This is a genomic window from Frateuria aurantia DSM 6220 (genome assembly GCF_000242255.2).
GTDB classification, from domain to species: Bacteria; Pseudomonadota; Gammaproteobacteria; order Xanthomonadales; family Rhodanobacteraceae; genus Frateuria; species Frateuria aurantia.
In genome coordinates, this window is sequence record NC_017033.1 from 1,159,445 (window position 1) to 1,181,807 (window position 22,363).

General features: G+C 62.7%; 19 protein-coding genes and 1 pseudogene. 14 read left to right on the forward strand and 6 right to left on the reverse strand.

The window, feature by feature from the left end; all coding sequences use genetic code 11:
- Positions 1–2 precede the first annotated feature (2 nt).
- A complete protein-coding gene (locus FRAAU_RS05345) occupies positions 3–353 on the reverse strand; it encodes a hypothetical protein (protein WP_014402547.1) in 351 nt (116 codons plus the stop codon).
- A gap of 559 nt (positions 354–912) precedes the next feature.
- On the opposite strand from FRAAU_RS05345, the gene FRAAU_RS05350 reads away from it, so the two are divergent.
- From FRAAU_RS05350 to FRAAU_RS05355, 3 genes are all read left to right on the forward strand, one after another.
- Positions 913–1,908, forward strand: a complete 996-nt coding sequence (locus tag FRAAU_RS05350; RefSeq protein WP_014402548.1) for a TraB/GumN family protein — start codon at positions 913–915, stop codon at positions 1,906–1,908.
- Positions 1,909–2,044: 136 nt separating this feature from the next.
- A complete protein-coding gene (locus FRAAU_RS16835) occupies positions 2,045–2,413 on the forward strand; it encodes a tlde1 domain-containing protein (protein ID WP_156803347.1) in 369 nt (122 codons plus the stop codon).
- Positions 2,410–2,790, forward strand: a complete 381-nt coding sequence (locus tag FRAAU_RS05355; protein ID WP_014402550.1) for a hypothetical protein — start codon at positions 2,410–2,412, stop codon at positions 2,788–2,790. The genes FRAAU_RS16835 and FRAAU_RS05355 overlap by 4 nt, the downstream gene beginning before the upstream one ends.
- 148 nt (positions 2,791–2,938) lie before the next feature.
- On the opposite strand, the gene FRAAU_RS05360 is transcribed toward FRAAU_RS05355, so the two are convergent.
- A complete protein-coding gene (locus FRAAU_RS05360) occupies positions 2,939–3,304 on the reverse strand; it encodes a hypothetical protein (RefSeq protein WP_014402551.1) in 366 nt (121 codons plus the stop codon).
- A gap of 645 nt (positions 3,305–3,949) precedes the next feature.
- Between FRAAU_RS05360 and FRAAU_RS05365 the strand changes: the two are divergent.
- Positions 3,950–4,865, forward strand: a pseudogene (locus FRAAU_RS05365) (alpha/beta fold hydrolase).
- Positions 4,866–4,935: 70 nt separating this feature from the next.
- Here FRAAU_RS05365 and murB read toward each other — a convergent pair.
- The 4 genes from murB to amaB form a co-directional block, all read right to left on the reverse strand.
- The gene (gene murB / locus FRAAU_RS05370; protein ID WP_014402552.1) at positions 4,936–5,985 is read right to left on the reverse strand and encodes a UDP-N-acetylmuramate dehydrogenase; all 1,050 of its coding nucleotides are present in this window, start codon (positions 5,983–5,985) and stop codon (positions 4,936–4,938) included.
- Positions 5,975–7,006, reverse strand: a complete 1,032-nt coding sequence (locus FRAAU_RS05375; RefSeq protein WP_014402553.1) for a quinone-dependent dihydroorotate dehydrogenase — start codon at positions 7,004–7,006, stop codon at positions 5,975–5,977. The genes murB and FRAAU_RS05375 overlap by 11 nt, the downstream gene beginning before the upstream one ends.
- 528 nt (positions 7,007–7,534) lie before the next feature.
- Positions 7,535–7,927, reverse strand: coding sequence for a nuclear transport factor 2 family protein (locus tag FRAAU_RS05385; protein WP_014402554.1), 393 nt, complete (start codon positions 7,925–7,927; stop codon positions 7,535–7,537).
- Positions 7,928–7,955: 28 nt separating this feature from the next.
- On the reverse strand, positions 7,956–9,488 hold the full coding sequence (gene amaB, locus FRAAU_RS05390) for an L-piperidine-6-carboxylate dehydrogenase (RefSeq protein ID WP_014402555.1): 1,533 nt from the start codon (positions 9,486–9,488) through the stop codon (positions 7,956–7,958).
- A gap of 424 nt (positions 9,489–9,912) precedes the next feature.
- Between amaB and FRAAU_RS05395 the strand changes: the two genes are divergently transcribed.
- The 10 genes from FRAAU_RS05395 to FRAAU_RS05440 all read left to right on the forward strand — a co-directional run bounded on the left by FRAAU_RS05395 (position 9,913) and on the right by FRAAU_RS05440 (position 22,360).
- Positions 9,913–10,434, forward strand: coding sequence for a ribosome maturation factor RimP (locus FRAAU_RS05395; RefSeq protein ID WP_014402556.1), 522 nt, complete (start codon positions 9,913–9,915; stop codon positions 10,432–10,434).
- A 58-nt stretch (positions 10,435–10,492) separates the two neighbouring features.
- Complete coding sequence (gene nusA / locus FRAAU_RS05400; RefSeq protein ID WP_014402557.1) at positions 10,493–11,995, forward strand: transcription termination factor NusA; 1,503 nt, start codon at positions 10,493–10,495, stop codon at positions 11,993–11,995.
- A gap of 124 nt (positions 11,996–12,119) precedes the next feature.
- A complete protein-coding gene (infB, locus tag FRAAU_RS05405) occupies positions 12,120–14,954 on the forward strand; it encodes a translation initiation factor IF-2 (RefSeq protein ID WP_014402558.1) in 2,835 nt (944 codons plus the stop codon).
- 87 nt (positions 14,955–15,041) lie between these two features.
- Positions 15,042–15,428: a 30S ribosome-binding factor RbfA gene (gene rbfA / locus FRAAU_RS05410; RefSeq protein ID WP_014402559.1), complete on the forward strand. Its 387-nt coding sequence runs from the start codon at positions 15,042–15,044 to the stop codon at positions 15,426–15,428.
- 51 nt (positions 15,429–15,479) lie between these two features.
- A complete protein-coding gene (gene truB, locus FRAAU_RS05415) occupies positions 15,480–16,436 on the forward strand; it encodes a tRNA pseudouridine(55) synthase TruB (RefSeq protein WP_014402560.1) in 957 nt (318 codons plus the stop codon).
- 162 nt (positions 16,437–16,598) lie between these two features.
- Entirely contained in the window at positions 16,599–16,868 is a 270-nt protein-coding gene (gene rpsO / locus FRAAU_RS05420; protein WP_014402561.1) for a 30S ribosomal protein S15, read from the forward strand.
- A gap of 18 nt (positions 16,869–16,886) precedes the next feature.
- The gene (gene pnp / locus FRAAU_RS05425) at positions 16,887–18,992 is read left to right on the forward strand and encodes a polyribonucleotide nucleotidyltransferase (RefSeq protein WP_014402562.1); all 2,106 of its coding nucleotides are present in this window, start codon (positions 16,887–16,889) and stop codon (positions 18,990–18,992) included.
- Between the two features lie 201 nt (positions 18,993–19,193).
- A complete protein-coding gene (locus tag FRAAU_RS05430) occupies positions 19,194–19,931 on the forward strand; it encodes a HipA family kinase (protein ID WP_052317808.1) in 738 nt (245 codons plus the stop codon).
- Complete coding sequence (locus FRAAU_RS05435; RefSeq protein WP_014402564.1) at positions 19,931–20,785, forward strand: DUF3037 domain-containing protein; 855 nt, start codon at positions 19,931–19,933, stop codon at positions 20,783–20,785. The genes FRAAU_RS05430 and FRAAU_RS05435 overlap by 1 nt, the downstream gene beginning before the upstream one ends.
- A 465-nt stretch (positions 20,786–21,250) precedes the next feature.
- A complete protein-coding gene (locus FRAAU_RS05440) occupies positions 21,251–22,360 on the forward strand; it encodes a poly(R)-hydroxyalkanoic acid synthase subunit PhaE (protein ID WP_014402565.1) in 1,110 nt (369 codons plus the stop codon).
- The last annotated feature ends 3 nt before the right edge of the window (positions 22,361–22,363 follow it).

Genomic DNA, 22,363 nt, shown 5'->3' on the forward strand with positions numbered 1-22,363 from the left:
ATTCAGTCCTTGGCGCTCAGCAAACGGGGGGCGAAAGCATAGTAGGGCATGACTGGGCGAAAGGCGTCCGCCAGAACCTGATCATGCGCGTGCATGCCTGCCAACGAAGGATCGCCCCCGGCTTCCTGACGGCTGGCCATGGGCTGTGCCGGCAGCATCGCGGCCTCGCGCAAGTCCGCGGCCGAAGGGTGCACCTGGCGTGCGGGCAGGGTGCTGATCGAGAGTCCCGGGCGCAGCGCCAGCGGTGCAGCCAGTGCCGGGCGGGCGATATCGACATTGGAACGGACCGCGGCCAGGCTGAGTACGGCCAGCAACACGGCGATCGGGGCAGCAATCATGGAACGGATGGTCATGGCGCTCTCCTTTGGTGTTGTATGTGAGTGGTGTTGCAGTGAACTATAACACCATATTTGCAAGGGTCAACGAGTGAGTTGGCATGACTGATGGCAGGGGGCTACGAGAGCGCTTTGGCGGAGTGGCAGGCATAAGAAGGAAACCTTGTGCAAGGCCGTCTGTCTGCAGCCTCGTCCGATCGGCAGGGCTATGGGTCAGGCGTGGTGGCTGACCGTTGTCAGCTGGAGGGATCGCGATGGATGCCACGGACCGACGGCGGGCAGGCGGTCATTCGGCTTGCAGGGCGAGGATCTGGGCGCATGCAGCTCTGGAGCGGCTCAGCCATAGACTGGCATGGAGTCTCCAGGCACTGGTCCGTCTGCCAGCAGATTTTTTTCGGTGAAAGCCCGTCGCTGTATTCAGAGCCTGATGATCTGGTCAGCGGACTTGAGAGCACAGGACTGAAGCCGCCGTCAGCCATGGTCGGCGGCTCGCCGCCGACACGGTATACGGAAAACCGGGGGAACTTCAGAGCGTGGCTGAGGGTCTTTGGTTGGCAGTCCAGTCAAGGGGGAAGGCATGAGGGGCAAGGTTGCAATGGTGGTCGTGGTCGCAGCCATGCTGTCAGGCGGATGGGGGCCGGAGCGGGCTTTCGCAGCCATGTCCGGAAGCAGGCATTCACTGGGCACCGTACAGGTCACGGCAGCGTTGCCTACGCCGCCGATATGGATGGCCGAACGAGATGGTCATGCCATCATCGTGATGGCCGTGATTGATCCCGCTCCCGCTGGTCTTCCTTGGCGATCAGCCCGACTGGATCATCTGCTGGATCAGGCTGAAGCTGTGGTCGATGCGCCGGAACTGAAGTTGCGTTTGGGCCTGTTTGGCGGATTGGGGGCCATGGCTACGGCCGTCAGGCATGCCCGCTACCCTGATCATGGCAGCTTGCAGCAGCATCTGGCGCCGAAGGTTTTTGCCGAAGTTCAGCAGGCCGAGCAGTACTACAATCACGGCGATGTGGCCTTCTATCGGGATCGCCCGTCGTTTGCAGAGGACGTGTTGATGGATTCGGCCCTGGGGCAGCTGGGTTATCGTCGCCATTCGCCGGTGGTGGCCGACTTGCTCAAGGGCTTTGCAGCTCGTCGGGTCAGCGAAGTCCGGCCGGTCTACCAGGCGGATCTGGAACAGCCCACGGCCTATATGCGTGAACTGCTGGAAGATGATGATGCGGCCATGCCGTGCCTCACTGCGCTGGCTGATTTTCTCGACCATCATGCCGGCAACCTGCAGGCGCGAGCCGAGGCTTGGTCGGAGGGCGATACCGACGCGCTGGCTCGGACCGATGCCCGTGCTTTCGATATCTGTCGGAGCAGTCATTTTCCCGCGACGCTGCTGGCCAGGCATGGTGTGACTGATATCGACGGACATTTGATGGCTGTCTGGCGATCGGCTGTGATCAAGGCCTCCGCCGATCACGCCGTGGTCTTTGCATGGTTGCCGATGGGGGCGCTGTCCGGCGCTCACGATTATCTGCAGGCTCTGCTGAGCGCGGGTTTTCAGTTGCGGCGCTGGTGAGGCTGCACGCATGCATCAACTCCGGGAGTACGCCGAGCCTCGATCATTGAACGCGCCTTTGTTGTTGCATTCACCCAGCCAGCACAGTCTGCATGGTCTGATTGGCCATATCTTCAGCAACCCATGGAAGTGCAACATGGCATGGATCTACAGACAGGCCAGCCACCCATTGTTGCATGATGGAAAGCTGGCAACCTCGCAAGGATATGCAGGCAAGATACCCTGCAAGAACCGGCCTGACTGCCAGTCCATGGCAGACAAGGGTCCTTTGCCTCGCGGCAGCTACGTCATACTTGCGCCCAGAACACATAGGCAGACGGGAGCTTGGACGCTGCCGTTGTTGCCGGCGCCATCCAACCAGATGTTCGGGCGTAAGGGTTTCCTCATTCATGGAGCCAATCAGGCCCATCCGAACGATTCATCTACGGGGTGTATCGTGCTTCCCATCGAGGTACGACAACGGATCTGGGCCAGTGGGGATCATCAGCTGGAGGTCGTGCCATGAACCAAAGGATCTTGGGTCTGGTCGTGATAATGATCAGTATGCCGGCAGTTGCCATGGCAGTTGAATCCGGGGAGGCAGCCCTGTCCAAAGAGGATTGGGCCTGCGCTCAGGCAACCTCTTCGGCATTGCAAGGCCCTTTGACGGCCTCGAGGCTGATTGATGAAAACAAGGTGGACAACTCGCTTACCGAGATCAGACTGCTGGCCAAGGAGGCTCTGGCTGGCGGCAAAGGATCTCGACAGGTGTTTTTGCTGACGCTGCATGAAGTCAGGCCATCGAGCCGCCAGCTGTCCTTTATCGAAACCAGTGAAACCCGAGAGGGCGAATGCCCCGCGAGAGACAGCGTGGCCTATGTCATCAGCCAGCAGGTGCATTAGGGCTGCTGGCGCATGGTGTTTCTCGAACCGGGGAACTGGGTCCTGGGCAGGCTGCTTGTGGCCTGCACGCCGTGGGTAACTGTCTTGGAGACAGGCGTCATCTGGGCTTCCAAATCCGCAACTGATCGATACGCCGGTGCTTCCCGCATCAGTATCTCGGTGGCGGCACGCAATGATAGCGCTGGGTGTATTCGGCGATCCGTGCCGGGGAGGTGTAGTGGGCCAGCTGTTCCTGCGGGCTCATGCCGCTCCATACCGCGACATCCAGGCAATGCGGATCGGTGGCATGGGTGAGCGAGCCGATCAGATTGACCACCCGGCGACCGATACCTTGTTGTTCGGCGGCGACCATGGCGAAGTGAGGTGCATGGGCGATCTGTTCGGTTCCAGGCAACTGGTCGGCATTGCGGCGAAAGCCACCTCCATCGCGTGGTCCGAACAGGCCGCCACCGGGGATATAGCCGTGCGCTTCCGGATGCTCGAGGGCCGATGGCTGCGGGGCGGCCTGATTCATCGTTGCTGGCGGCGTTGATGCCATGTTCCGGTTGGCCGCGGGTGACGTGTCCTCCAAGCTGGTTGCGCTCATGTCGGTGTGGCGCGCGCCCATGGGAAGGGTGGATCGAGGGCCGGTATAAAGGTGAATGGATGGTTGAGGGTTTGTCTTGCCGGCCATTCGGTGTCGCCCCGAGGCTTTTCCGGCGACTGCGACTGCCGGTGAGCGATGTTGCACCGTTGTCGCTGCAAGGGATGGATATCGGCCACTGATCGAACTGGCTGTCGGCATTCGAGGTAGTAGAACCTGCAGCGAAGGAGTGCTGTCAGCGGGTGCGGCTTCGGTTTCGAGGGGCCATGGCGTGGCGGGGCGCAGGAAAATCCACAATGGCCATTGAGCCAGCAGAGCCAGGGTCCATGCCATGACTCGCCGTCTTGAAAAATCCCGGGTTAGGAGGAAGCCTGTTCCGCTGACGCCGTATGTCGACATGGTCTCCCCGAGCCATGGTCATTGTGCATCTTCAGACGTCGATTTGAGGCAGAAGTTCCAGGTGAATCTGCATTGCGATGGCATCGCGACTTGTCAGTTCGGGGCTATCCAGCCGTCCGTCGGCAAGGCTATGCTGGCCACGATGATGTCGGGAGTATCGAGATGGCGGATCTCCGTATGAGCTTGCCGTTGATGGCTGTCACGGCGTGGCTGGCGACAGGCGAGATCGCCGCTGCGCGGCTTGCCGACGGACCCGTCTATGGCCCCGAGCTGCAAGGCTACGACTACCCTTATCCGGTGCATGATTTCCAGTTCGTATCCCGGTGGCAGCGGCTTGATCTGGCCTATATGGATGTGGCTGCCGAGCCGGAGCAGATGAATGGCCGGAGACAATACTGCTGCCGCATGGCAAGAATTATTGCTTGGCGACATGGGCGCCCACCATCAAGGTCCTGCATCAGGCCGGTTACCGGGTGATCGCGGTTGACCGGATCGGCTTTTGCAAATCCAGCAAGCCGGCTGCCTACCAGTTCAGCTTCGAGCAGCTGGCAGCCAATTGGTGCTGCTCGACCCGATCGGTCTGGAGGACTGGCATGCCAAGGGAGTGCCTCCTGTCAGCGTGGATCAGTGGTATCAGCGTGAAATGAAAACCTCGGCGGATGGCATTCGGCGCTACGAGCAGGCCACTAATTTTGCTGGGCAGTGGCGCTCCGACTGGGAGCCGCCGCTGCAGATGCTGGCCGGTATGTATCAAGGTCCGGGGCGCGTTCGGGTGGTCTGGAATTCCGCCTTGCTCTACGACATGATCCTGACCCAGCCTGTGTACTACCAGTTCGAGCAGCTGCGGGTGCCGACCGTGCTGATGATCGGGGATAGTGACGTCACGGCTATCGGCAAGGACTTGGCTCCGCCATCGGTTCGCGCCGCCTTGGGCCATTATCCGCAACTGGCTCGCGAGGCTGTGGCCCGTATGCCCCATGCCCGCCTGGTCGAATTTGCCGGGGTCGGGCATGCCCCTCAGCTGCAGGTGCCCGACCGCTTCCATCAGGCCCTGTTGCAGGCCTTGGCTGCCGCTGGCCAGCCGGCGCATTGAGGCGTCGACAGATTGGCTTCAATTCGCCCCGGCTTTGTGATTTCACGGAGCCGGGATCGGATGCGGTCTTTCAACCGCCCGTAGCGCCGATGATATTCGGCTCGGGCTCCAGTCTCAGTCCGAAGCGGGCTTCGACGGTATTCATCACATGTTGGGCGACAGCCCACAGCTGACGACCGGTGGCATGGCCATGGTTGACCAGGATCAGGGCATGGCGGGAGGAGATGCCGGCATCGCCGTCACGGTAGCCCTTGAGGCCGGCGGCTTCGATCAGCCAGGCGGCGGACAGCTTGTGGCGATCACGGCCAGCCTGCCAGCTGACCAGGCCGGGGTGCTGCTGATGCAGGATGGCGCCGAATTCGGTGCTGACGATGGGGTTCTTGAAGAAGCTGCCGGCATTGGCCAGCACGGCGGGGTCGGGCAGTTTGCGCCGACGCAGCCGCTCCACGGCTTCGGCGATATGCACTGGGGCTGGCTTGGCCACACCCATCCGTTCCAGTTCTTCCGGGAGGCCGGCATAGCCGAGTCGCGGCGCGGCATGGCGGGGCAGGGCGAAGCGGACGGCGGTGACGATATAGCGGCCGGACTGCTGTTTGAACAGGGAGTCGCGATAGGCGAAGCGGCAGGCGGCATGATCCAGGCTGACCACGCTGGCGGTCTGTCGGTCCCAGGCTTCGACACTTTCGATATATTCGCCGACCTCGCAGCCGTAGGCGCCGATATTCTGGATCGGGGCAGCACCGACAGTGCCGGGGATCAGGATCAGGTTTTCCAGACCGGCCAGACCATGGGTCAGCGACCAGCGCACGAAGTCGTCCCACAGTTCGCCGGCGGCGACCACGACGCGATGGGTATCGTCTTCGGTCTCGACCAGCACGCCGCGGCTGGTCAGCACGATGATGGCACCGGGGTAATCATCGACAAACAGCATATTGCTGCCGCTGCCCAGTACCATGCTGGGAAAGTCGCCGAGTGCGGCCAGCAGGGCGGGCAGCTGGCTGGCGTCGTCGACTTCGAACAGTCGCGCCGCGCGGGCGGGTACGCGCAAGGTGTTGCGGGTCTGCAGCGAGGTATCGGCGAGTTCGCGTACGCCTTCCAGGGCGATCACCTCAGCGGACATGGCGGGCTCCTGCACGCATGGCCTCGACACATTCGCCGATCAGTACCGGGCCGCGATAGATCAGGCCCGAATAGACCTGCACCAGCGGGGCGCCCAAGGCCTGTTTCTTCGCGGCGTCTGCACCCGAGATGATGCCGCCCACGCCGATCATCGGAATCTTGCCGTCCAGACGGCTGGCCATGCCGGCCAGCACCTGGTCGGACCTGGTGCGCACCGGAGCACCGGACAGACCGCCGGCTTCGCCGGCCAGCGGATCGCTGGCGATGGCGCTGCGATCGATCGTGGTATTGGTGCAGATCACGCCGTCGACGCCGCAGCTGAGCAGAACCTCGGCAATGGCGTCCAGTTCGGTCTCGCTGAGGTCAGGCGCAATTTTCAGCAGCATCGGCTTGCGGCCGCCAGCCTGCGAACCCAGCTGTTCCTGGCGTTCGCGCAGGGTGCTGATAAAGCGGCGCAGGGTCGCTTCTTCCTGCAGATCGCGCAGGCCCTGGGTATTGGGCGAGGAGATATTGACGGTGATATAGCTGGCCAGCGGCCAGGCCTTGTCCAGGCAGATCAGGTAATCCTCGACGGCCTTCTCGTTGGGCGTATCCTTGTTCTTGCCGATATTGATGCCCAGCACGCCCTGGTAATGCGAGCGGCGGACATGACCGACCAGGGCGTCGATGCCTTCGTTGTTGAAGCCCATGCGGTTGATGATGGCCTGATGGGCCGGCAGCCGGAACAGGCGCGGCAGCGGATTGCCGGCCTGAGGACGCGGCGTGATGGTGCCGATCTCGATAAAGCCGAAACCCAGCGCGCCGAGGGCATCCAGATGGGCGCCGTTTTTGTCCAGGCCGGCGGCTAGGCCGACCGGATTGGGAAAGCGCAGGCCCAGCGCTTCGGTGGGCAGCTCGGCCGGCGGTTTGGCCAGCAGCGAGCCCAGGCCGCTGCGATGGGCCAGATCAAGGCCGCGCAGGGTAAGTCCGTGGGCGGTTTCCGCATCCAGATTGAACAGAAGGGGGCGCAGCAAGTGGTACATCGGTTCGCAAACCTCGCCTAGGCAGATGCGGGTGTTGAAGAGGGCAACGCGAGTCGGTCCGATGCCGCAATCTGCGCGCCGATAGGACACACAGAACCGATGGGCCGGACTCTCATGGCCGATAGGATGACATCTGCAGGCCTCCCAGACCATGCCGGATGTCGTCGAATGGAGAATTTCCAGGCTGCGACGAACGGTGGGGATCTCAAGGCCGGGCGCTCTTCCAGCGGGAAGATCATGCTTGCGGCGAGCGGGCGTCGGTTCCGTGGACTTGCCATGATCAGGTCCGCTGCGCATTCGACGCGTCGGGCGGTCAGATGGGCTGGCGCGCTGTACCGGGCGCGGGATATGGCGCGCCGGGGCGCAGTGATGGCTTGCGCGGCCGGTACCATACCTGTTCCGGAGTACTTGCGGATGCATCTCTGTCAGACCTGGGTTTCTGGCTTCAGCGCAGGGTAGCCATACAAGATCGTGCGGCAGGTGTCAGCCCGAGCCGATAGCCTGATGCAGGCAAACTCATCAGGCGCCTCAACCGTCGCGACGACCCATGTCGGGAACCAGCGTTCCCTGGTGGAACAACATGCGCCAGCCAGTGGCTTCTCGGCGCCAAGTGGAGCTGCGGCAGGCCTTGATGGTGAGGCTGTGGTTGTTGCGACGGCGAGTGACCTCGGCCATATAGACCAGGATCACGCAGTCGGGCCCGGCCTGGATCCACTCGATGGTCTGCAGGCTGAAATCCAGGACCAGACTGCGGGTCAGGCTGTCGATGACGGCCGACTTGCCGAAATAGCGGCCGCTGCTGCCGATTTCATGGAAATCGTCGGACAGCAGCCGCTCGACCGTGGCCGTGTCGGCATGGGCTTGCGCCTGGATCAGCGCATGTTCGCCGCTGAGGATTTCACCTTGAACCGCTGGATCCATAGCCTGCCTCCCCGGCCGTGGGCCGATATCACCACTCGAACTTGATGCCCTGGGCCAGCGGCAGCGCGTCGGAATAGTTGATGGTATTGGTCTGCCGACGCATATACACCTTCCAGGCATCGGAGCCGGATTCGCGGCCGCCGCCGGTGTCTTTCTCGCCCCCGAATGCACCACCGATTTCGGCACCGGACGTGCCGATATTGACATTGGCGATGCCGCAGTCCGAGCCGGAGGCGGCCAGGAAGCGTTCGGCGGCCTTCAGGTCCTGGGTGAAGATGGCGCTGGACAGGCCTTGCGGCACATCGTTCTGCATGGCGATGGCCTCGTCGAGTTCATCGTAGGGCATGACATAGAGAATCGGCGCGAAGGTTTCGGCCTGCACAATGGCGGCGCTGTTTTCCAGGTCGGTCACAAGGGTGGGCAGCACGAAGAAGCCGGGCCGATCCAGAGCGGCACCACCGGTGCGGATACGGCCGCCGGCCGCCTTGGCCTGTTCGATGGCATCCAGATAGGCGTCGACCGATGCCTGACTGTTCAACGGACCCATCAGCGTGCCGTCTTCGGTCGGGTCGCCGATCTTGCTCTCCACCTGTCGATAGGCGCTGACCAGGGTTTCGACCACGTTGTCGAAGATAGAGCGGTGCACGAATACGCGCCGGGTGCTGGTGCAGCGCTGGCCGCAGGTACCGACGGCGCCGAAGACGATGGCGGGAATCGCCAGCTTCAGATCGGCACTGGCATCGACGATGATGGCATTGTTGCCGCCCAGCTCCAGCAGGGACCGACCCATCCGGCGGGCGACGCGCTCGCCGACCAGGCGGCCGATGCGGGTCGAGCCGGTGAAGCTGATCAGCGGAATCCGCTTGTCATCGACAAAGTCCTGGGCCAGTTCGGTGGCGGCGTCATTGAACAGATAGAAAATGTCCGGGAAACCGGCTTCACGCAGGGCTTCGTTGCAGATCTTCAGGGTGGCGATTGCCGTCAACGGAGTCTTGGGCGAGGGCTTCCACAGAGTGATATTGCCGCAGATGGCGGCCAGCATCGCATTCCAGGCCCAGACCGCGACCGGGAAGTTGAAGGCCGAAACCACGCCGACCAAGCCCAGCGGATGCCACTGCTCGTACATGCGATGGCCGGGGCGCTCGGAATGCATGCTGTTGCCGTAGAGCATGCGGCTCTGGCCGACGGCGAAATCGGCGATGTCGATCATCTCCTGGACTTCACCGTCACCTTCGGCCTTGATCTTGCCCATTTCCAGGGCGACCAGCGATCCCAGTGCATCCTTGTGCCTGCGCAGGGCCTCACCGCACAGCCGCACGGCCTCGCCCCGGCGCGGGGCCGGCACGCTGCGCCATTCGGCAAAGCTGGCCTGGGCCCGCTCGACCAGCAAGGCATAATCGGCGGCGGTGCTGCCCCATACTTCAGCCAGGGCTTCGCCCGACGCCGGATTGACCGGAATCAGCCGGCCGCCGTCACGCGATTGTGCCCATTCACCCTGGCCCAGATAGGTGCCCGAATGGGCGGCGTCGATACCAAAGGCTTGTAGAATCGGATGGGACATGAAGCGCTCCTGCAGGGACTGAAGGCCGCATTGGCGGCGGCGGACGGGTCAAATCCCGAGTCTAGCAGCCCCTTGCCGCCATGGGCCGGCTGGACCTGTGTGTCGGCAGATCAGGTTGCGGGGCGCAGGTTTGCGTCCTGACGAAGGCGCGCGTATCATTGCGGACTCGGTGCAACATATTGAGGTTGCGCGGTCCCGTCCCGGCTCAGGCCACGGTTGATCGCGACAAGTTCGCCGAACCTTTCTTTGCCTGATCTTAGAAAGCCTCATCGGAGGCTTTTTTGTTGGGCGCTCCAGCGCCTCGGATGCCGAGCCGCCTGCGATCACGATCCGCGGCGGCAGGTGGAAGCGGCAGCTGGACGAGCATGGGCCGGTGTGCCCATTTTTTATTTTGGCGGCGACGGCAGGATTACATACGGCATCTATGGATACACAGGCATTGGCGCGGCGTTTCGACCCGATTCTGGCAGACCTCGGACTGGAGTGTCTGGGGGTGGATTTCGCACCATCGCAGGGGCAAAGTACCTTGCGGGTGTATCTGGAGTGTCCTGAAATCGAGGGTGTGCGGCGCGAAGTCACGATCGATGACTGTGAGGCGGCCAGTCGCGAGTTTTCGGCCCTGCTGGATGTCGAGGACCTGATTCCGGGACACTATGTCCTTGAGGTCTCCTCGCCCGGCATTGATCGCCCGCTGTTCACTGCCGAGCAGTTCGCCCGTCAGATCGGTCAGGAAATCAAGATTCTGCTGAAAATGCCGGTCGAGGGTCGGCGTCGTCTGCGCGGTCGTCTGGTATCGGTCGATGGCGAGAAGCTGGTTTTCGAGGCGGATGGCAAGTCTTTTGAATTTGAGCATGACCAGGTCGAGAGCGCGCGTATCGTGCCGGACTGGGTGGCTCTGGGTTATGTCCCGCAGCCCAAGCGCGGCGGCAAGTCGTCCACCAAGTGACGGCGGACTGGTTTAAACGAACGACGCGGTGCGCAAACGCACCCACGGAGTGGCGGCAATGAGCAAAGAACTGTTGCTGGTGGTTGATGCGGTAGCCAATGAAAAGGGCGTGCCGCGGGAAGTGATTTTCAGCGCAATGGAAGCGGCACTGGCCTCGGCGGCCAAGAAGCGCTATCCGGAAGAAGAGCCCGATATCCGGGTGGTAATCCATCGCCACACGGGCGAGTACCAGACCTTCCGGCGCTGGGAAGTCATCGCCGATGACGGCGAAATGGAATCGCCGTTCTTCCAGCTGCGTCTGATGGATGCCGTCGACGAGCGTGAAGACGCCCAGGTCGGCGAGTACATCGAGCAGCAGATCGAGAATGCCGAATTCGGTCGCATCGCGGCGCAGGCTGCCAAGCAGGTCATCGTGCAGCGCGTGCGTGAAGCCGAGCGTCAGCAGGTGGTTGATGCCTTTGTCGATCGCATCGGCGAGCTGGTCACCGGCATCGTCAAGCGTGTCGAGCGCGGCAATATCTATATGGATCTGGGCGCCAACGCCGAGGCCTTCATTCCGCGCGACAAGACGATTCCGCGCGAGGCCGTGCGTGTCGGCGATCGTGTGCGCGGCTATCTGTACGAAGTGAAATCCGAAGTGCGCGGTCCGCAGCTGTTCGTGTCGCGTGCCGCTCCAGAGTTCATGATCGAGCTGTTCAAGCTTGAAGTGCCGGAAGTCGGTCAGGGTCTGGTCGAGATCAAGGGCTGCGCCCGTGACCCGGGTGATCGCGCCAAGATCGCCGTGCTGGCTCACGATCCGCGCACCGATCCCATCGGCGCCTGCATCGGTATGCGCGGTTCGCGTGTGCAGGCCGTGTCCAACGAGCTCAATGGCGAGCGCGTCGACATCATCCTGTGGCACGAGAACCAGGCCCAGTACGTCATCAATGCGATGGCGCCGGCCGAAGTGCAGTCGATCATCATGGATGAAGACAAGCATTCGATGGATATCGCGGTGGCCGAGGACAAGCTGTCCCAAGCCATCGGCCGCGGTGGCCAGAACGTGCGTCTGGCCAGCAAACTGACCGGCTGGCAACTGAATGTGATGACCCAGGACCAGGTGGCCGCGAAGAGCGAGGCCGAGCAGGACAGCGCTCGCCAGCTGTTCATGGACAAGCTGGAAGTGGATCAGGAAATCGCCAACATCCTGGTGCAGGAGGGCTTCTCCAGTGTCGAGGAGATTGCCTATGTGCCCAGTGCCGAGTTGCTGGCGGTGGAAGGTTTCGACGAGGATATCGTCGAGGAATTGCGTGCGCGTGCGCGTGACGCCCTGCTGACCGAGGCCTTGGCCGTCGAAGAGGGTACGGTGGCTGAACCGTCCGAAGAGCTGGTTGCCCTCGAGGGTATGGACGATGCCACGCTGGATGCTCTGGTTGAACGTGAAATCCTGACCCTGGATGATCTGGGTGACCTGGCGGTCGATGATCTGATCGACATTCCGGGCATGGATGAAAAGCGTGCAGCGGCCTTGATCATGGCTGCTCGTGCGCCGCTGATCGAGCGACTGGAGCACGGCGGCTGATCGATCGCTGGCTTCACCCTGGAGGGTGTGCCGGAGCAGCCGGGTAGTTCATATCCAAGGATGGCCATGCCCATGCGGATCTTCGCATGGGCAATCAGCGCGGGAATGGCGGAGAAAGAATACGATGTCAGACGTCACCATCAAACAATTGGCCCAGGTTCTGGGAATGCCGGTCACCAAGCTGCTCAGCCAGCTGGGTGAGGCCGGCATGCAGTTTTCCGATCCGGAGCAGATCATCAGCAGCACCGAAAAGGTGAAGTTGCTGGGCTTTCTGCGCCGGTCTCATGGCAAGGGCGAAGCTGTCGCCGAGCCGGCCGACACCTCGCCGCGCCAGATCACCCTGAAGCGACGCAAGGTCAGTGAACTGACTGTTGCGGCGCCGGGTGGCCGTGGTGCCAGCAGCGCGAAGACCGTCAATGTCGAAGTCCGTGCCAAGCGTACCTACGTCAAGCGCAGCGCGCTGAACGAAGATGCGCAGGGCGTGGATGAGTCGCAGGACGAGATCTCGCAGCAGGCGCTGGAGTCGCAGCAGGCCCAGGCCGAGCAGGAACGGATCGAGGCCGAACAGCGCAAGGCCGCCGAGGCGGCTGCCCGTGAAGAAGCGGCGCGCCAGCAGGCCGAGCGCGAGGCGGCGGAAGCCGAGGCACGTGCCCGGGCGGAAGCCGAGGAGCGTGCCCGGGCCGAACAGGCCGAGCGTGAAGCCGCCGAGGCGCGTGCCGAGGCCGAGCGCGCCAGTGTTGCGGAAAAGAAGAATACTGAAGACAAACGAGAGGAATCAGTGCCGGTAGTGCAGAAAATAGACCCCAGTGCCTTGGGCATGATCGTGCCGCGGATCCACGAGCCGCGCCGGCGTGAAAAGCCGGTGGCCAAGCCCGCTGCGCCCGCTGCCAAGCCCGCACCGGTGGTCAAGCCTGCCGCGCCGGCAGCCAGTGGCAATGCCGCCGGCAACGGTCCTCGTGGTGCCGCGGGTACCAGCAACGGCAGTCGTGCCGGCGCTGGCGGTCGTGGTCGCGATGAAGGTGGCCAAGGCAAGCGTTTTGCCGGTGGCGAACTGCATCTGAGCGATGCCGATCGCGCCCGTCGCAGCAGCAATGCCCGTCGTGGCAAGCCCGGCAAGGGCGGCCGTGACTTCGGTCGCAACAGCTCCGCGCCGAGCCAGACCGGGCCGCACGGCTTCTCGCGTCCGACCGCACCAGTGGTGCGCGAAGTCGCGATCAGTGACAGCAATACGGTTTCCGATCTGGCCCAGAAGATGGCAGTCAAGGGCGCCGAGGTGGTCAAGGCGCTGTTCAAGATGGGCGTGATGGCGACCATCAACCAGGCCATCGACCACGATACCGCGGTGCTGGTGGTCGAAGAACTGGGCCATACCCCCGTCGAGGCCAGCGAGAACAATGCCGAGGCCGCCCTGGCCGCGCATACCCAGAACGCCGAGCTGGAGGGTGAAAAGACGCCGCGTCCGCCGGTGGTGACCATCATGGGTCACGTCGACCACGGCAAGACCTCGTTGCTTGACTATATCCGTCGCACCAAGGTCGCTTCGGGCGAAGCCGGCGGCATTACCCAGCATATCGGTGCCTACCATGTGAATACGCCGAAGGGCGTGATCACCTTCCTGGACACCCCGGGCCATGCCGCGTTCACCTCGATGCGCGCCCGTGGCGCGCAGTCCACAGATATCGTGGTGCTGGTGGTCGCCTCCGACGATGGTGTCATGCCGCAGACGGCCGAAGCCGTGCAGCATGCCCGTGCCGCGAAGGTGCCGCTGATCGTGGCGCTGAACAAGATGGACAAGCCCGATGCCAATCCCGACCACGTCAAGCAGGGTCTGGGCAATCTGGAAGTGATTCCGGAAGAGTGGGGTGGCGATACGCCGTTCATCCCGGTCTCGGCCAAGACCGGCCTGGGCATCGACGACCTGCTGGATGCGATCTCGGTGCAGGCCGAAGTGATGGAGCTGACGGCTGTCGAAGACGGCGCGGCTTCGGGCGTGGTGATCGAGTCCAGTCTGGATCGCGGCCGGGGTCCGGTGGCGACGGTGCTCGTGCAGCAAGGCACCCTCAAGCGTGGCGACTTCGTGGTCTGCGGCATCGAATACGGTCGTATGCGTGCCCTGGTCGACGAGACCGGCAAGACCGTGCAGGAAGCCGGTCCGTCGATTCCGGTGCAGGTGCTGGGTCTGTCCGGCGTGCCGGAAGCCGGTGACGACTTCGTGGTGGTCGCCGACGAGCGTCTGGCCCGTGAAGTGGCCGCCGAGCGTCAGCAGAAGCGTCGCGATTCGCGGATGGTCAGCAAGGCCAACCGCCTGGAAGACATCATGGCCCAGATGGGTCAGGGTGCCGAAATGCAGACCCTCAACATTCTGGTCAAGGCCGATGTGCAGGGTTCGGTGCAGGCTCTGCGCGAGTCGTTGAGCCAGATCGGCAACGAAAACGTGAAGGTCAACGTGATCGCTTCCGGCGTCGGTGGCATCACCGAGTCCGACGCGACCCTTGCGGCCGCCTCCAAGGCGCTGGTGATCGGCTTCAATGTCCGTGCCGATGCTTCGGCCCGCAAGGTGATCGATACCAGCGGTCTGGACGTGCGTTACTTCTCGATCATTTATGACGTGATCGACCAGGTGAAGCAGGCCGCTTCAGGTCTGCTGGGCGTGGAGATCCGCGAGGAGATCATCGGCATCGCCGAAGTCCGCGAAGTGTTCCGCAGCTCCAAGTTCGGTGCCGTGGCCGGTTCGATGGTGGTCGAGGGTACGGTCAAGCGCAACAAGCCGATCCGTGTGCTGCGCAACAATACCGTGGTCTTCCAGGGCGAGCTGGAATCGTTGCGCCGCTTCAAGGAGCTGGTGGACGAAGTCCGTAACGGCATGGAGTGCGGTATCGCGGTCAAGCAGTACAACGACGTCAAGGTCGGCGACCAGATCGAGTGCTTCGAGCGTATCGAAGTGGCTCGTACGCTTTGATCCAGGTGTCATCGGTGACGGTGCGGCGGGGCCGCCCGTCACCTGATCCGCGCCGCTTTGTCTGTGGCCAGTGGCCGGGAGAGAACTATGCCTTCACGTGATTTCAAGCGGACCGATCGCGTCGGCGCCGAGCTGAGGCGGGAAATCGGGCTGCTGGTGCATGCCGCCGTCCGCGAGCATGCACTGCCTTCGGTCAGCGTGTCCGATGTCGAGGTCACCCGTGACCTGGACTGGGCGACCATCTGGGTGACCGCGCTGATGCCGGAAAAATCGGCCGAGGCGGTCAAGGGTCTGAAACTGCTGGCCCCTGAATTCCGCCGCGCGTTGTCGCGCAGCATGCGACTGCGGCGAGTGCCGGAACTGCGTTTCAAATATGATGACTCGGTCGACCGCGGTGAGCGGATCGAAAGCCTGCTGCGCGCCAACCCGCTGCCGCCGGCCGACGAAGAGACGGATCAGGCCGACGAGGCCTAAGCTTCAGCGCCATCCGTGAGGGTCACGGATGGTGTGTCATGTGATGGGTGTATGTCCCGAATCGTATTTCGTGATCTGAATGGCATCGTGCTGCTCGACAAGCCTCTGGGGCTGAGTTCGAACCAGGCGTTGCAGAAGGCCCGGCGGTTGTTCCGGGCCGCCAAGGGCGGTCATACCGGTGCGCTGGACCCGCAGGCCAGCGGCATGTTGCCGCTTTGCTTTGGCGAGGCCACCAAGGTGGCCGGTCTGCTGCTAGGCTCGGCCAAGCGCTATCGTGCCCAAGTGCAGCTGGGCGCGACCACGGCCACCGGCGATGCCGATGGCGAGGTGCTGGAGCGTCGTGCCGTTCCTGAAATCTCCGGTGAGCGTCTGCATGCCGTGCTGGCCAGCCAGGTGGGCCGGATCCGCCAGCAGCCTCCGGTCTACAGCGCGCTGAAAGTCGACGGCGAACCGGCGTATCGCCGGGTCCGGCGTGGCGAAGAGGTCGAGGTTGCCGCGCGCGAGGTGGAAATCTTCCGCATCGAACTGCTGCAGCACCGTGCCGACTGGCTGGAAATCGAAGTCGACTGCGGCTCGGGGACCTATATCCGGAGCCTGGCCGTCGACATCGGCGAAGCCCTGGGCTGCGGTGCGCATATTTGTGCCCTGCGCCGTGATTGGGTCGATCCGTTCCAGGAGGCGCCCATGCTGAGCCTGGAGCAGCTCGAGCAGGCCGCGGCCGAGAGCGATGCGGCCTTGCTGGCCCATCTGCTGCCTCTGGAGCAGGGGCTCAAACGCTTTGACATGATTCATCTCGATGCGGACCAGAGCCTGGCGATCAGGCAGGGCCGCCGCGTGGTGATTCCCGACCAGTCCATTGCCGAGACGGCGCTGGCGCTGGATGAGGCCGCCGTACCGGTGGCCTTGGTACATGTGGCATCGGGTGGTGTGATCACCATCCAGCGTGGACTGAATCTGGGTCCTGCCCCTGCGGTGGAAGACATGATGCCTTCCGGCAACGGGGCTTGACAGATGAACGCGATCCCGGCGTGGCTCTTGTTGTGTTTGTGTCTGGGTCGTTACAATAGGCAGCTTGTTTCAATCAACCATTCAACGTAAGCGAAGCATGCGCAACGACATCAAGTGCCGTTGCGCATGCTTCGCATCCGCTTTTTTTAGGAAGAGATACTCATGTCCCTGACCGCTGAACAGACCGGCAAGATCATTGCTGACTACGGCCGCGTGCCGAACGATACCGGCTCGCCGGAAGTCCAGGTGGCCCTGCTGTCCGCCCGCATCACCCACCTGACCGAGCACTTCAAGACCCACAAGCAGGACCACCATTCCCGTCGTGGTCTGCTGAAGCTGGTCAACCAGCGCAAGCGCCTGCTGGCCTATCTGAAGAACAGCGATCTCGCTCGCTACCAGACCCTGATCGAGCGTCTGGGCCTGCGTCGCTAAGCACACGAGGAGAGCTACGTGGCGAAAGTAACCAAGTCATTCCAGTACGGTAAACACGAGGTCAAGCTGGAGACGGGCGAAATCGCCCGCCAGGCCTCGGGTGCCGTCATGGCAAGCATGGGCGGCACCGTCGTGCTGGTCTCCGTCGTGGCGGCTGCCAAGCCCCGCGAAGGCCAGGACTTCTTCCCCCTGACCGTCGACTATGTCGAGAAGTTCTACTCGGCCGGCCGGATCCCCGGCGGTTTCTTCAAGCGCGAAGGTCGTCCGACCGAGAAAGAGACGCTGACCTCGCGTCTGATCGATCGTCCGGTGCGTCCGCTGTTCCCGGAAGAGTACAAGAACGAAGTGCAGGTCATCGCTCAGGTGATCTCGCTGAACCCGGAAATCGATGGCGACATCGTCGCCATGCTGGGTGCCTCGGCCGCGTTGAGCCTGGCCGGCATCCCGTTCAAGGGCCCGATCGGCGCCGCCCGCGTCGGTTATGCCAATGGCCAATACCTGCTGAACCCCACCGTTTCGGAGCTGAAGACCTCGGCCCTGGATCTGGTCGTGGCCGGTACCAGCAACGCCGTGCTGATGGTTGAATCCGAAGCCCAGCTGCTGACCGAGGAAGTCATGCTCGGCGCCGTGGTGTTCGGTCACCAGCAGATGCAGACCGCGATCAACGCGATCGCCGAACTGGCCACCGAAGCGGCTCGCCCGTCTTCGACCTGGACCGCTCCGGCCCGCAACGAAGCGCTGGTGGCAGCCATTGCCGGTGCCGTCGGCGACAAGCTGGCGCAGGCCTTCCAGGTCCGCGACAAGCTGCAGCGTCGCGACGCGATCTCCGCCATCAAGGCCGACGTGTTGGCCGAGCTGGCTCCGCAGGCAGAAGCCAACGCCTGGCCCGCCGCCGAGCTGGCCAAGGAGTTCGCCGAGCTGGAATACCGCACCATGCGTGACAGCGTCCTGCAGACCAAGGTCCGCATCGACGGCCGTCAGCTGGCTGACGTGCGTCCGATCTCGGTCCGCGTCGGCGTGCTGCCGCGCACCCATGGTTCGGCCCTGTTCACCCGTGGCGAGACCCAGGCTCTGGTGGTAGCTACCTTGGGTACCACCCGCGACGCGCAGATCATCGATGCGCCCGAAGGTGAGTCCAAGGACAGCTTCCTGTTCCATTACAACTTCCCTCCGTTCTCGGTGGGCGAAACCGGCCGTTTCGGCGCTCCCAAGCGTCGCGAAATCGGTCATGGTCGTCTGGCCAAGCGCGGCGTGCAGGCCGTCAAGCCCAGCATCGAGGAATTCCCGTACGTGATCCGCATGGTTTCGGAAATCACCGAATCCAACGGCTCCTCGTCGATGGCCTCGGTCTGCGGTTCCTCGCTGGCCATGATGGACGCCGGCGTGCCCCTGAAGGCCCCCGTGGCCGGTATCGCCATGGGTCTGGTCAAGGAAGGCGACAACTATGTCGTGCTGTCCGACATCCTGGGTGACGAAGATCACCTGGGCGACATGGACTTCAAGGTGGCCGGTACCGCGGAAGGTATCTCGGCGCTGCAGATGGACATCAAGATCGACGGTATCACCGAAGAGATCATGAAGGTCGCTCTGGAGCAGGCCAAGGGTGGTCGTCTGCATATCCTGGGCGAAATGGCCAAGGGTCTGAACGCTCCCCGCGAGGAAATGAGCGAATTCGCCCCGCGTCTGCTGACCATCAAGATCCATCCGGACAAGATCCGCGAAGTGATCGGCAAGGGTGGCGCCACCATCCGCGCCATCACCGAAGAGACCGGTACCACCATCGACATCACCGATGACGGCAATGTCGTGATCGCCTCGGTCAACCGCGAAGCGGCCGATGCCGCCAAACTGCGCATCGAGCAGATCGTTTCCGACGTCGAGCCGGGCCGGATCTACGAAGGCAAGGTCGCCAAGCTGATGGACTTTGGTGCCTTCGTCACCATCCTGCCGGGCAAGGACGGACTGGTCCACGTTTCGCAGATCTCCAACGAGCGCGTCGAAAAGGTTTCCGACAAGCTCAAGGAAGGCGATATCGTCAAGGTCAAGGTGCTGGAAGTCGACAAGCAGGGCCGTATCCGCCTGTCGATCAAGGCCGTTGCCGAAGACGAGGCCGCGTCCGCCTGATTCCAGGCTGACAAGCTCTGAAACAGAAAAGCCCGGCGCAAGCCGGGCTTTTTTTGTGCCCGCTTGCCACTGCAGCAAGCGGGCTGTGATCCGAGCGCGTGCGCTGTCGTCGAGGCACAGGTTTATCGAGGATAAGGCGCTAGGCTATGCTGTCCTGCCCGTTGTGTGGGTGGTATCTGAAAGGGAGCATGAACGGACCTCATGATGGAACCGTTGATGGTGGTCGAAATTCAGGCGCGCAGCCTGCAAGGTCGTACCCGGCCTTTTCAATGTCGGGGCGCGGATGGTCATCTGTATTTCGTCAAAGGGCGCGATGCGGGACAGCGAAGTCTGATATGCGAATGGTTGGGAGGGCACTTGGCCAAGGCTTTTGGGCTTCCCATACCTGATTTCTTGATTGCTCGTGCGCCTCGGGAACTTCTTGCCTTGCACCCTGAGGGGCAGTATCTCGGTGACCTGCCATTATTCGCTTCCCGCAAAATCGAGCAGGCACAGGAATTCAATCTGGCTCAGTTGCCTGAGGTACCGAACAGATTGCAACGGGATGTGTTGATGTTTGATTGGTGGATTCATAATGCCGATCGCACCTTGAGCATTCGTAGTGGCAATCCGAACCTGCTGTGGAATGTACCCTCTTCCGCCCTTGCCGTGATCGATCAGAATCTCGCTTTTGAGCGTGACTTCGATGATGTGACCTTCTGTGAAACCCATGTGTTCTCCGGGCAGATTGTTCCGTTGGGGCAGGATATGTTTGAGCCGGACCGGTACCGTGACAAGTTTGCCCGTGCACTGGAAGTATGGGACGAGGCCTGCAAAAATGTTCCACCCGAATGGTGGTTCGTCGACGAAGAGCAGACGGTGTCAACCGACTTTGATCCAGACGAGACCTTCACCTTGCTGAGCCGCTATGCCAACACTGACTTCTGGAGGCTGATCTGATGTATCAGGCTTTCGAGAAATTGCATGCCTGCCAGTATGCGATCATCCGCTTCCTGCCATTTGGCGAGACGGGTGAATTTGCGAATGTGGGTGTGCTGCTGGCATGTCCGTCCATGCGCTATTTCGACTACCGGTTGCTGGACATACGCAGGACCAAGCGCATCCACGGATTCTTCGGCGAGCTGGATCTGGCGATCTACCGAAAGGCCATGGGCTTCTTCAGGGATGATCTTCGGCGTTTGCGTGAGATGGCCACTGATTTGAATGATGGCAATGCCATCAGGCAGTTGTTCGTCGACCTGGTCTATCCGCGTGATACCGTGCTGCGCTTTGGCGAGACTCGTGCGGTGATGGCCGAGTCCCCGGAAGCCGAGCTGGATCAGCTGTTTGCTCGCTATGTAGGCAGGGATTTTGTCACTCGTGACTACGGCCGTGAGCTTGAGCATAAGGTGCGCGATGTTCTGATCGCCGCTCATCTGAAGGACTGGTTCGTCGAGGATCGGGTTGGCGACGACTACGTGAACAAGCCCGTTCCGTTCGTATACGTTCAGAACACTCAGGTCAAGGCCGCGATCAAGCCGCTGAATCTGGATCGTCACGAGCCGAATCAGGTACTTGATGCGGGTGGTGCATGGGTGACGGCCGTGCGTCGGCTGCGCAGGCACGGAGTGCTTCCCGAGCGATTCCTGTTTGCCGTGCAAGAGCCGGTCGGTGAGCGTGAGGGGGCACATCGCGCGGCCACCGAGATCGTTCAGGACTTGCGCGAGGAAGGGGTGCAGGTGGTGGGCATCGATGAGACGGTAAGTATTGTCCGGTTTGCAAGAGCCGCAACGGAGATGATACGGCCTCATTGATGTCTTGATGTACCTGCGTGCGATGCACCAGATCCGGGCCTGAGGGGTGTGGGGAGTAGGTGGGGATGATCGCCGGCGGCGCGCAATGGTTTGCATGAAGTGGGCGGTATCTTGTCGGCAGGCTTGCCCGGCGGGGACGGTGTGGTGGCCCACGTGGACGGGACAACTTGCTTCCAGTGCATGACGAAAGCCTCTTCAAGCCAGGATGCACGACCCGTGCATGCCTTCTGGAATATCCGGTTGCCATCCGGCCTTGTCATGGCATTGATCGCTGCGGGGGCTTGAGCGCAGCGAAGTCCGCTCCATCTGAGCGGCTCTTTCGTGGTGGTGTCCCCTGTGCCTGCCGGTCGATCCGGGCTGACGGATCGATGACTTTTGGGGAGCAGAGAATCTTTTCTTGCTGCCGCGCTTCTCGATTTCCGTGATGGCAGGGTCTAGGATGCACGGATCACTGTGGAGGTTCAGATGAGCAAGAAGCCAGGCGCGGGTTCGGCGAGCGCCAGCGGTTCCGAAGGCCCATGGGACGAGTTCCAGCGCAAGGCCAGCGAGGCATGGCAGGACTGGGCCCGGCAGTCGATTCCGACACCACCGGATGCAGCACCGGCAGCGGATTGGACCGAGAGGATCCGGGCGGGACTGGACGGTTATTACGGCTGGCTGGGTCAGCTGGGTGCGGCGACGGGTGCCGGGGCTGCCGGGGCTTCGGCCGCGGGTGCTGAGCCAGGCTCGGCCGGGTCGCAGCCCTGGGGGCATTGGATCGAGGCCATGCAGCGCGGTGATTTCAAGGCCATGCAGGCCTTGCTGATGCAGACGCCAGGCCTGGGCAGTGGTCGGGCCGAGCAGGAGCGCCAGAAGGCGCTGATTGCGGCCTGGATGGAATATCTGGCCGCCAGTCAGGCCTATGAGGCCCTGCTGCGCCGCTCGCAGATCAAGGGCGGCGAAGTGCTGCGTGACCGGTTGGATCGCCTGTGCGCCGAGAATGGCTCATTTGAAAGTCTGCGCCAGATCTATGACGAATGGATCGACAGTGCCGAGGCGGCCTATATGGACGCCGCTTTGTCCGAGGAATTCAGTCGTGCCTATGGTGCCCTGGTCAATGCCCAGGTTCGCCTGCGCGAGCTGCAGCGCGAGCATATCGAGCAGCAGGCACGGACCTGGGGTCTGCCGGTCAGCGGCGATGTCGATGCGCTGGGCGAGCGGGTGGAGTCGCTGCGACGCGAGCTGCGCCAGAGCCAGCGGAGACTGGCCGAACTGGAGGCGCGTCTCGACGCCCGTGAGGCGCCTGCGCGCGACGCCTCCGTCAAGCCTGCCACCAAGGCCCGTGCGTCGGCCGGGAGCAAGCGCGCAACGTCCGTTGCCAAAGGGGTGGCCTCTCAGGAACAGACGGTGATCCGTCGCAACAAGGGGGCACGCTCGGCGCCTCCCGCGTCGTCGGACAGCAAGGTGGCAAAGACAGCGGCCGGAGCTCGTCGTGGTGCGGCCAAGCCGGAGGCCGGCGTCGACAAGCCTGTCGCGCGTGCGCCCAAGGCACGCCGCACGACCGGGAAAGTCCCCGGCTCGCGTCGTGGGGACTGAGGC

Bases quoted from the DNA above. Each gene is read 5' to 3' on its own strand.
- FRAAU_RS05345 (WP_014402547.1), bottom strand. From the start codon at position 353: ATGACCATCCGTTCCATGATTGCTGCCCCGATCGCCGTGTTGCTGGCC.
- FRAAU_RS05350 (WP_014402548.1), top strand. From the start codon at position 913: ATGAGGGGCAAGGTTGCAATGGTGGTCGTGGTCGCAGCCATGCTGTCA.
- FRAAU_RS16835 (WP_156803347.1), top strand. From the start codon at position 2,045: ATGGCATGGATCTACAGACAGGCCAGCCACCCATTGTTGCATGATGGA.
- FRAAU_RS05355 (WP_014402550.1), top strand. From the start codon at position 2,410: ATGAACCAAAGGATCTTGGGTCTGGTCGTGATAATGATCAGTATGCCG.
- FRAAU_RS05360 (WP_014402551.1), bottom strand. From the start codon at position 3,304: ATGAATCAGGCCGCCCCGCAGCCATCGGCCCTCGAGCATCCGGAAGCG.
- murB (WP_014402552.1), bottom strand. From the start codon at position 5,985: ATGTCCGCTGAGGTGATCGCCCTGGAAGGCGTACGCGAACTCGCCGAT.
- FRAAU_RS05375 (WP_014402553.1), bottom strand. From the start codon at position 7,006: ATGTACCACTTGCTGCGCCCCCTTCTGTTCAATCTGGATGCGGAAACC.
- FRAAU_RS05385 (WP_014402554.1), bottom strand. From the start codon at position 7,927: ATGGATCCAGCGGTTCAAGGTGAAATCCTCAGCGGCGAACATGCGCTG.
- amaB (WP_014402555.1), bottom strand. From the start codon at position 9,488: ATGTCCCATCCGATTCTACAAGCCTTTGGTATCGACGCCGCCCATTCG.
- FRAAU_RS05395 (WP_014402556.1), top strand. From the start codon at position 9,913: ATGGATACACAGGCATTGGCGCGGCGTTTCGACCCGATTCTGGCAGAC.
- nusA (WP_014402557.1), top strand. From the start codon at position 10,493: ATGAGCAAAGAACTGTTGCTGGTGGTTGATGCGGTAGCCAATGAAAAG.
- infB (WP_014402558.1), top strand. From the start codon at position 12,120: ATGTCAGACGTCACCATCAAACAATTGGCCCAGGTTCTGGGAATGCCG.
- rbfA (WP_014402559.1), top strand. From the start codon at position 15,042: ATGCCTTCACGTGATTTCAAGCGGACCGATCGCGTCGGCGCCGAGCTG.
- truB (WP_014402560.1), top strand. From the start codon at position 15,480: ATGTCCCGAATCGTATTTCGTGATCTGAATGGCATCGTGCTGCTCGAC.
- rpsO (WP_014402561.1), top strand. From the start codon at position 16,599: ATGTCCCTGACCGCTGAACAGACCGGCAAGATCATTGCTGACTACGGC.
- FRAAU_RS05430 (WP_052317808.1), top strand. From the start codon at position 19,194: ATGATGGAACCGTTGATGGTGGTCGAAATTCAGGCGCGCAGCCTGCAA.
- FRAAU_RS05435 (WP_014402564.1), top strand. From the start codon at position 19,931: ATGTATCAGGCTTTCGAGAAATTGCATGCCTGCCAGTATGCGATCATC.
- FRAAU_RS05440 (WP_014402565.1), top strand. From the start codon at position 21,251: ATGAGCAAGAAGCCAGGCGCGGGTTCGGCGAGCGCCAGCGGTTCCGAA.